Below are 8,913 nucleotides of genomic sequence, written 5' to 3'. Positions count from 1 at the left end.
GTCGGGCGGCGGCCGGCCGCCGCCCGACGGGGTGCGAGGCCCCCTCCCGCCCGCCGCGCGCACGAGGAGGGAGCGCCTTCCCCGCCCGGGTCCGTCCCGCCTGCCGGCGGGTGACACAGGGGCGTGTACACAAGCCGACGAAGGAGCGCATCGTGAGGCATGGCCTGCGTACGCTCCGGCACGGATGGGAGCGGCTGGGCGCCCACACCCTGATACGGCGCGGCCGTGACATCGAACTGATGCACAGGGCCATGGGATTCGCCACGCTGGCGCTGGTCACGCTGGCGCCCCTGCTCATCGTGATCGCCGCCGCCGATCCACTCGGACGGGGCGGCTTCGCGGCCTGGCTGGCGGACGGCATGGGACTGCCCGACCGGTCCGCGCGTGTCCTCACGGAGATCATCAGCCCGCCGCGCGAGGTGATCGGCACCACCAGCCTGTGGGGCGTGGTGGCACTCGCCGCGTTCGGCATCCCGTTCGGCGGGAGCGTCCAGAACGGCTACGAGCGGACGTGGAACCTGCCGCCGGGACCGTGGCACCGCATCTGGCGCCAGGCGACCTGGCTGTGCGTCCTGACCGCGTACCTCTACCAGGAGGTGCTGACCCGCGACGCCATGCACGGGCCGGAGCGGATCACCCTCTCGCTGGTGACCGGCGTCCTGTTCTTCTGGTGGGGGCAGCACTTCCTGCTCGGCAGCCAGATCGGCTGGTGGCACCTGCTGCCGGGGGCGATCGCCACCATGGCGGGCCTGATCGGCCTGCGGGGCTTCTCCTACTTCGTCTTCACGCCGCTGATCATCGACAACGCGATCAGCTACGGCACCGTCGGTGTCGTCCTCATCGTCGAGTCCTGGCTCATCGGCGTGGGTTTCGTCATCTTCGGCGGCGCCCTGTTCGGCCGCTGGCTCCTCCACCACCACGGGCACCGGTTCACCGAGGACCTGCCCCCGCCGCCCGGAACGGACCCGGCCGGCGACGACTGACGGCGGCCCGCCCGGAGCACACCCGTCCCGCGCCGGCGACGGGCCCTTGACCCGGCGGTCACGTCCCGTGCCGTTCCCGCACCTGGATGCCCTTGCGGCACATTAGGCGTAATGTCCGCGTATGGGCGGTGTTCGGTGCGGCCGGTGCGATGCGCCCTCGCCGGAGTCGGCGGTGCACGGCGCCCGGTGCCGCATGTCCGGCGCACCGGGGGCCGACGGGGAAGCAGGCGAGGTTCGGGTGGGCGGCTGATGGATACCGCGATGGCCGCCGTGGTGCGGGAGAGCGGCGCGTACGGCGGGCTGCTGTACGTACTGCCGCCGGGCGACGACGCCCTGTGGCTGGTGCTGGTGGCGGGGGCCCCGCACGAGCTCGCGACTCCGTGGCGGCGGGTCGCGCTGACCGACCCGATGCCGGTGGCGGACGCCGTGCGCGAGCGGCGCCTGGTCTGGATCGGTGATCAGGAGGAGATGGCACGCCGGTACCCGCGGCCGGCCCTCGTGCTGCCGTACGACTTCGCGCTGTCGGCCGCCCCGGTCACGTCGGGCGACGGGGTCCGGGGCGGGCTGGTGCTGCTGTGGCCGGGTGCCCGGCCGGCGCGGCTGAGCCGCGCCGAGCGCGACGCCATCGAGTCGGGCTGCCGCCGCCTGGGCGGCCTCCTGCAACAGGCCGCGGACCGCGGGGACCCGCTGCTGCCCGACGGCCGGCCGCGGACCCTGCCCCTGCCCCTGCGCGCCGAGCACACCGTCCCACCCGGCGAGGAGGCCGCCGCCGCGGCCTTCATCGACCGTCTGCCCGGAGGATCCTGCGCGCTGGACATGAACGGCCGCATCACCTTCGTCACCCCCGCCGCCGCCGACCTCCTCGGTCGCGACCGGGACGACCTGGTGGGCGCCCTGCCGTGGGAGGCGCTGCCGTGGATGGACGTCCCCCAGGTCGAGGACCGTTACCGGGCCGCGCTGGTCAGCCGTCGGCCGCAGGCGTTCACCGTCCGGCGCCCCCCGGACACGTGGCTGACCTTCGAGCTGTACCCGGACCCCTCCGGCACCAGCGTCCGCATCACCGGCACCGACCCCTCCGAGGACGCCCCCGCGTCGCCGTCCGTGCCGGCCGCCGGTCCCAGCCGCGCCACCCTGCTGTACCAGCTGATGCAGCTGGCCGCCACCCTGACCGAGGCCGTCGGCGTGCAGGACGTGGTCGACCAGGCCGCCGACCGGCTCCTGCCCGCCCTCGGCGCGCAGGGCATGGTGCTGATGACCTCCGAGGACGGCCGTCTGAGGATCCTCGGCCACCGCGGCTACCGCGCCGAGGTCATGGCCCGCTTCGACGCCGTTCCCCTGAGCCCGGACATCCCCGCCGTCAGGGTCCTGACCACCGGCGTCCCGGGCTTCTTCGCGAGTTTCGCCGAGCTCCGGCGCGACTACCCGACGATGGTGCACGAGGACGGGATGGCCGCCTGGGCCATCCTGCCGCTGATCGCCTCCGGCCGCCCCAGGGGCTCCCTCCTCCTCGCCTACAGCCGGCCCCGTTCCTTCCCGCCCGGTGAGCGCGCCGTTCTCACCTCGATGGCGGGCCTGGTGGGGCAGGCCCTGGACCGCGCCCTCCTCTACGACAGCAAGCACGACCTCGCCCACCGCCTGCAGTCCGCCCTGCTGCCGCACACGCTTCCCCACGTCCCCGGCCTGAAGGTGGCCGCACGCTACCTCCCGGCGGCCCGGGGTCTCGGTATCGGCGGCGACTTCTACGACCTCATCCGTCTCGACGAGCACACCGCCGGCGCCGCCATCGGCGATGTGCAGGGCCACAATGTGGACGCCGCGGCGCTCATGGGCCAGGTCCGCACCGCCGTCCACGCCCACGCCACCGTGGGCTCGGCCCCCGATCAGGTCCTGGCCGGCACCAATCGTCTGCTCACCGACCTCGAGCCGGGCCTGTTCACCAGCTGCCTCTACGTCCACCTCGACCTCGCCGCCCGTCGCGCGTGCATGGCCACCGCCGGCCATCCGCCGCCGCTGCTGCGCCACGCCGACGGACGCACCGAACTCGTCCCGGTCCCTCCCGGTCTCCTCCTCGGCATCGAGCCGGACTCCCGCTACCCGGCCCTGGAGCTCCCCCTGCCGCCCGGCTGCGTGCTCGCCCTGTACACCGACGGGCTCGTCGAGGCTCCCGGAGTGGACCTCGGCGACGCCACCACGGCCCTCGCCGGGCTCCTCGAACACGCGGACCCGGCCGATCTCGACGCCATGGCCGACACCCTCATCCACCACGCCCCCACCCCCGGCGACGACATCGCCCTGCTCCTGATCAGCCCCGTGGACGACACGGCGAGGAGGCGGCCGGGGTTCGGCGCCGTCAGCCGGTGATCCGGTCCGTGACGGGTACCCAGAGCTCATGGCACAGGTGCTTCAGGCGGGTTGGTGGGGACTGGTGGCGGGCTCGGCGCTGCTGCTCGGGGCGGCACTGGGATACGGGGTGCGGATCCCGCAGAAGGTGATCGCGACGGTGATGGCCTTCGGTGCCGGAGTACTGTTGTCGGCCGTCAGCTTCGAACTGGTGGGGGAGGCGTACGAGCAAGCCGGGCTGGCTCCCGCGGCGGTCGGCACCCTGGCCGGCGCGATGGCCTACACCGCGGGCAACATGTGGCTGGCCCGCCGCGGCGCCCGGCACCGCAAGCGCTCGGGGCACCGGCCGGAACAGGCGCAGCCGTCCGAGGGGCAGCAGGCCGGCTCCGGCCTCGCGCTCGCCTTCGGGGCGTTGCTGGACGGCGTCCCGGAGTCCGCGGTCATCGGCGTGAGCCTGCTCGACGGCGGAGCGGTGAGCCTGGTCACCGTCGCGGCGGTGTTCATCAGCAACGTCCCCGAGGGGATGTCCAGCTCGGCGGGCATGAAGAAGGCCGGCCGCGGCAAGGCCTACGTCTTCGGGGTGTGGGCCGCCATCGCCGCGGCGAGCACCCTCGCCGCGGTCCTCGGCTACACGGTGGTCGGAGACTTCTCCCCGGCCGTGATCGCCGCCGTGACCGCGGTGGCCGCCGGGGCGATTCTCGCGATGATCGCCGACACGATGATCCCCGAGGCGTTCGAGGACGCCCACCTGGCCATCGGGATGGTCACCGTGAGCGGCTTCCTGGTGTCCTTCGCCCTCTCCCACGGCTGAGGCCCACCGTCGTGCGGGACGGCTGCTCACCGCGGCCGTCCCGACGACCGCGGTCCGGCGCACCCGCCGGCGGAACCGGGCGTGACGCGGCGACGGACCGGGGCGGGCGGCCCGGCGTCCTCGACGGCGTGGCGCGCCACGAGACCCCGGTCCGCCGAGCCCGGGCGGACCGGCCGTGAGGGCGGGGAGGAGGCGGTCCGCCCGGTGTGGACGATCCGGGTGTTCCCCGGAACGGACGTCACGCGGCCCGGCCCGCCCGGGGAACGTCCCCGGACGGGTCGTCGCCCGCAGCCGCGGGGCGGAGAGAGTCAGGCGCAGGACCAGGCCGACATCCCCTGGAGCCGTGCCAGACGTCTGGCCACGGCGATCTGTTCCTCGCGGGTCGCCAGGTCCGCGCGCGGGGCGTACTTGCGTCCGCCGGCCGCGACCCAGCTCGACTGCGTGAACTGCAGGCCGCCGTAGTGACCGTTGCCGGTGTTCGCCTGCCAGTCACCGCTGGACTCGCACGCGGCGATGGCGTCCCAGTCGGTCCCCCGGGGGGCCGACGAGGACGCCGTCGCTTCGGTGGCCGTGCCGAGGGCGGTCGCGGCGGCCAGGACGGCCGAGGCGATCCTGATCCGGCTCACGCGCGGACTCCGCACGGCACCTATGGGAGTGCTTCGTCTAGAGATCATAGAAAACTGTTACACCGTGTCACCGCACGATCGCACGGCGTAACACTCCTCCTTGCCCCGGACGGGGTACGCGGTCGTCCGCCGGCGGTGTGCCGCCGGCCTCCGGGCGGGCCGCCCGCGGCTCCCGCACCGAGGGGTCGTCGCTCAGGACCGCGGCGGGGCCGAGTGGAAGGTCCAGTGCCCCGAGCCCACCTGGTAGACGGCCTCCTCCGCGGAGGTGCGCAGCAGGCGCGCCCCCTCCGGTGCCTCGGCGCGCCCGTCGGCCGCGGGGACGTGCACCTGCGCGGTGCTGCCCGCGTACGTCGTGGCGGGTACGGCCGAGTCGGTCCGTCCGGAGTCCCACAGGTCGGGGCGGGAGGCGTTCAGCAGCCGGGGGGAGGTGGCGGCCTGCACGCGGTAGGCGGTCTGCCTCGTGCCGGGGGTGCCGGCGGTGATCTGCCAGCTGAGGTCGGGGGTCGTGTCGTCGATGCCCAGGGCCTCGGTGAGGTGCTGGGTGCGCAGGCGGGTCGGGGAGGCGGTGCCGGTGGCGGCGTCGGCGGTGACCGCGCAGGCCAGCACGGTCACGAAGGCGGTCGCGGCGGCCAGGGCGGCCGGCCATCGGGGTCCGCGGTGGGCGTGCGGTGTGGGCATGTGGCTTCCTGCCGGGGTGAGGGGGACGGGTCGGGACGGGTTTCAGACGCGGCGCAGTTCGACGGTGACGCGCCGCCGGAACCGGAGGGTCACGGGGCCGAGCAGCCCGGACGGCAACGGCTTCCTGCGCTCGTTGGACAGCGTGTTGGAGACGCGGACCCGCAGGGTGTTGCGTCCGGGGCGGAGCCGCCCGGTGACGTCGGCGACGAACGGCGCCCACAGCAGCGGCGGCAGCGCGGTGCCGTTGACGGTGACCTCGGCGACGTCCCGTACGTCCCCGAGGTCCAGCAGGACGCGCCGGTCGCGCAGTCGGGCGGCGTCGATGTCGAGGCCGGTGGTGTAGGTGCCGCTGCCGGAGAACAGCGCGTCGTGCTCCGTCCAGCTGGCCGGCGGCGCGGTGACGGGGGTGGCGCCGTCGCGTGCGAAGGCGAACGTCCAGTCGCCGGTCACCGGGACGGGGTCGAGCGGGTCGTCGACGCGTACGGTGCCGCGGTACAGGTGGCTGCCGTCGGTGCCGGTGAGGGTGTGGGCGCCGGGCCCGGCGGCCTCCACGGTGGCCCTGAGTACCGTTCCGTGGCGTTCCACGGCCAGGACCGGCAGGAGGGATTCCGTGAGGTGGGGCTCGTGCCGGACGCCGGGGCGCACCACGACGACCAGGCTCTGGTACGGCTCCAGGTCCAGCGGGAGCCGTACGCCGTCCTTGGTGCTCCGGTGCAGCGGTGCCGGGCCGCCGGTGCCGGTCTCCGGGTCCCAGATCCGGGGCGCGCCGGCGACGGGCAGGGCGGCGACGGTCCGGACCCGCTCGCCGCTCTCGTTGTTGATCAGGAAGACGGTGTCCGCGCCGCGCCGCACGCGCAGCACCCGGACGGCGTCCCGCGGCGGGTCGAGGACCGCGGCGGCGGCCCCGGCGCCGGTCGCGGCGGCGCCCAGCGCGCCGGTGTCCGCGACGCGTACGGTCTGTCCGCGTCCGAGGGGACGGCTGCCGGGGACGCGGTCGCCGAAGAGGCCGCGCAGGCCGTGGGCGAGGGTGCGGTCGCCGCCGTCGGCCTCGTCGGTGTCCAGGGCGCCCACCGCGATCACGGTGCCGCCCGCGCGGACGAACTCGCGCAGCACCCGCAGGCCGTCCGCGTCCAGGGTCGGCGTCTCGGGGATCACCACGAGGTCGTAGGCGGCGTGGCCGACCACGAGCCGGTCCCCCCGGACGTCGGCGTGGGCCCGCAGGGCCGGGTCGCCGGTGAGGGCGCCCTCGTGCAGCAGGTCGAAGTCGACCTGGGACCGTTCCAGGGCGTAGGCGGCGTCGGCGAGCGGGCCGTCGACACCGCCCTGCCGGTCGGTGCCGGTCGACTGCTCGGCGGCGCGCTGCGGCTGCAGCAGCGCGGTGCGGGCGGCGGAGGTGCCGCGGCCGGCCTCCATGAGCCGTCCGATCCACTCGGCGAGCGGGCGCATCGCCCACCACCAGGGGGCGCGCGGGCCGAACGGCGGCGGGAAGTACACGCGGGTCTCGTCGGTCCACAGCGCGTGCAGCACCGTCAGGTTGACGCCGCGGGCGGCCTGGGCTCCGACGGTGGCGTGCACGAAGGCGGGGGTGACCTGCCAGCCCATGTTGCCGAACATCTCCAGCAGGGCCCGCTCGCGCCCCATCTGGTGGGCCACGGAGACCGGGTTGCGGGGGATCATGGTGGGCTCGCCGGCCACGTACTCGGCGGTGATGACGTCACCGCCGGGCACCTGTGCCCACTGGTTGACCTTGTGCAGGTCGCCGGTGGTGACGATGCGCTTGGCGGGCGCGGTCTCGTCGTAGAGCGGATTGGTGATGAGGGCGACGCCCCACTCCTCGTACCGTCGCGCCTGCTTCTCGAAGGCCTTGGCGAAGCGGTCGGAGACGGCCTGCCAGTAGCGGCCGCGGACGGTGCGGCCCGCGCGGCCGAGGTCGTCGAAGGCGGCGGCGTAGGCGGCGCCGGGGGTGACCCCGACGGCGCGCAGGGCCCCTTCGAGGGAGGGGGACCACGGCAGGCGCTTGAAGTGGGCCTCGGCGGAGGCGAAGAAGGGCTCGTCGTCCCAGAAGCCGGGGACGACCGTGCCGAAGTACCGTCCGAAGCGGCGGTGGTACTCGGCGGGGACGATGTCCAGGAACAGCTCGACCGGCTCGTCGTCGAGCAGGTCGACGTAACTGCGGCTGTAGCCCTGGGAGTCGTCGACGAGGAGGACCCCGCCGAAGAGGTCCACCTGCCACTCCCCCGCCGGCACCTGCCAGGTGTGGTCACCGGACAGCCGGCCGGTGAGGTCGACGACGTCGGCCGCGCCGGCCGCTCCCACGGGGCGCGCGGCAGCGGCGGCGACCGTGAAGTCCCCGGCCGGCAGCTCCTTTTCGGGGAAGTCCCCCGCGGCGGAGGACTCGTCGAAGGCCGAGTCGTACAGGACGGCGCCGTCGGCGCCCTCGACGGTGAGGTTCTCCCAGAGGGCGCGCTGGTCGTCGACGGCGCGCACGCCGGCGCCGCCCGTGGCGTGGGCGGGGTCCCGGACGGTGCCCTTGTCCCGGCCGTCGAGGGTGACGGACACGGTGTCGGCCCGGACGGTGACCCGCAGGGTGTGGAACCTGGTCCTGTTGAAGCCGTCGGTGCGGGTGCTGCGCAGCAGCTCGGCGGGGTCCGTGCCGGGGGCCAGCCGGTGGACGGTGGTCACGCCGGTCTGGTCGAAGGTGACGGCGTACCCGGAGCGTCCGTCGGCCGAGCCGCGTACGACGAGGCCGGCCGCGCCGTGCTCGGCCTTGGCGCTGCCGGTGACCGTGTAGTCGTCCCAGCCGGCGCTGCCGCGCAGGACGGTGGCGCCGTGGAGGACCGCGGAGTCGGCCACCAGGCGTCCCGCCTCGATCCCGACCCCGGTGCTGCGCCGCAGGTCGACCGCGGCCGGGCCGCGCACCACGGTGGTCGAGCGGGCCAGCGCCTTCAGGCGCAGGTCGGGCCGGGGGGCGTAGGTGCGGGTGCCGACCTGTCCGCCCTTGACGATGAACTCGCCCGCCCGGCCGCTGGGGAAGTGGTCGTCGTTGAACAGCCACACGCGCATGCCGGTGCGTTCGGCGGTGCGCAGGACGTGGCCCACGACGTCGAACCACTCCTCGGTGAAGAACACCGGGCTCATCTCGGCGTTGTCGAAGGGGAAGAGGACGACTTCGTACATGCCCTTGTCCCGGAGGTCCGCCAGCTGGCGGTCCACGAGGTCGGGGGTGACGGGGCCGTTCCAGTACCAGTAGACGGTGGGGCGGCTGTCGCGGCGCGGGTCGGCGAAGTGCCGGGGCGAGAAGGCGTCCTGGTCGTGCCGGGCGGTCGGGCCGGCCGGGTCGGCCGCCCGGGCGATGTCGGGCAGGCCCGCGGCGGCCAGGGCGCCGGTGGCGCCGGCCGCGGCCACGAACCGGCGTCTGGACAGGGGGTTCTCGGGCAGGGCGTCGTCGGGCACGGCGGGGCTCCTGGGGTGGGTG

The 8,913-nt window shown here is 74.9% G+C and carries 6 protein-coding genes; 3 read left to right on the top strand and 3 right to left on the bottom strand.

What is annotated here, in order from left to right:
• The first annotated feature begins 152 nt into the window (after window positions 1-152).
• The 3 genes from ACFY3N_RS16105 (at window position 153) to ACFY3N_RS16095 (ending at window position 4,134) form a co-directional block, all read left to right on the top strand.
• Window positions 153-983, top strand: coding sequence for a ribonuclease BN (locus ACFY3N_RS16105; RefSeq protein WP_390817301.1), 831 nt, complete (start codon window positions 153-155; stop codon window positions 981-983).
• A gap of 249 nt (window positions 984-1,232) precedes the next feature.
• Window positions 1,233-3,344 carry a SpoIIE family protein phosphatase gene (locus ACFY3N_RS16100; RefSeq protein ID WP_390817300.1) on the top strand — a complete coding sequence of 704 codons (2,112 nt, stop codon included), beginning with the start codon at window positions 1,233-1,235 and terminating at the stop codon, window positions 3,342-3,344.
• Between the two features lie 28 nt (window positions 3,345-3,372).
• Window positions 3,373-4,134 carry a ZIP family metal transporter gene (locus tag ACFY3N_RS16095; RefSeq protein WP_390817299.1) on the top strand — a complete coding sequence of 254 codons (762 nt, stop codon included), beginning with the start codon at window positions 3,373-3,375 and terminating at the stop codon, window positions 4,132-4,134.
• Window positions 4,135-4,442: 308 nt separating this feature from the next.
• Here ACFY3N_RS16095 and ACFY3N_RS16090 read toward each other — a convergent pair whose 3' ends face one another.
• The 3 genes from ACFY3N_RS16090 to ACFY3N_RS16080 form a co-directional block, all read right to left on the bottom strand.
• Window positions 4,443-4,808, bottom strand: coding sequence for a transglycosylase family protein (locus tag ACFY3N_RS16090; RefSeq protein WP_390817298.1), 366 nt, complete (start codon window positions 4,806-4,808; stop codon window positions 4,443-4,445).
• A 144-nt stretch (window positions 4,809-4,952) separates the two neighbouring features.
• Complete coding sequence (locus ACFY3N_RS16085; protein WP_390817297.1) at window positions 4,953-5,438, bottom strand: hypothetical protein; 486 nt, start codon at window positions 5,436-5,438, stop codon at window positions 4,953-4,955.
• Window positions 5,439-5,480: 42 nt separating this feature from the next.
• On the bottom strand, window positions 5,481-8,876 hold the full coding sequence (locus ACFY3N_RS16080; RefSeq protein ID WP_390817516.1) for a glycosylhydrolase-like jelly roll fold domain-containing protein: 3,396 nt from the start codon (window positions 8,874-8,876) through the stop codon (window positions 5,481-5,483).
• Between the last annotated feature and the right edge of the window lie 37 nt (window positions 8,877-8,913).

The sequence above is a fragment of the Streptomyces sp. NPDC000348 genome (genome assembly GCF_042898795.1).
Lineage (GTDB): Bacteria > Actinomycetota > Actinomycetes > Streptomycetales > Streptomycetaceae > Streptomyces.
The sequence above is the reverse complement of the archived record's forward strand: the minus strand, read 5'-3'. Positions and strand labels throughout refer to the sequence as shown.

Excerpts from the sequence above, each read along its gene's own strand:
- ACFY3N_RS16090 (WP_390817298.1), bottom strand. The coding sequence starts at position 4,808 with ATGATCTCTAGACGAAGCACTCCCATAGGTGCCGTGCGGAGTCCGCGC.
- ACFY3N_RS16085 (WP_390817297.1), bottom strand. The coding sequence starts at position 5,438 with ATGCCCACACCGCACGCCCACCGCGGACCCCGATGGCCGGCCGCCCTG.
- ACFY3N_RS16100 (WP_390817300.1), top strand. The coding sequence starts at position 1,233 with ATGGATACCGCGATGGCCGCCGTGGTGCGGGAGAGCGGCGCGTACGGC.
- ACFY3N_RS16095 (WP_390817299.1), top strand. The coding sequence starts at position 3,373 with ATGGCACAGGTGCTTCAGGCGGGTTGGTGGGGACTGGTGGCGGGCTCG.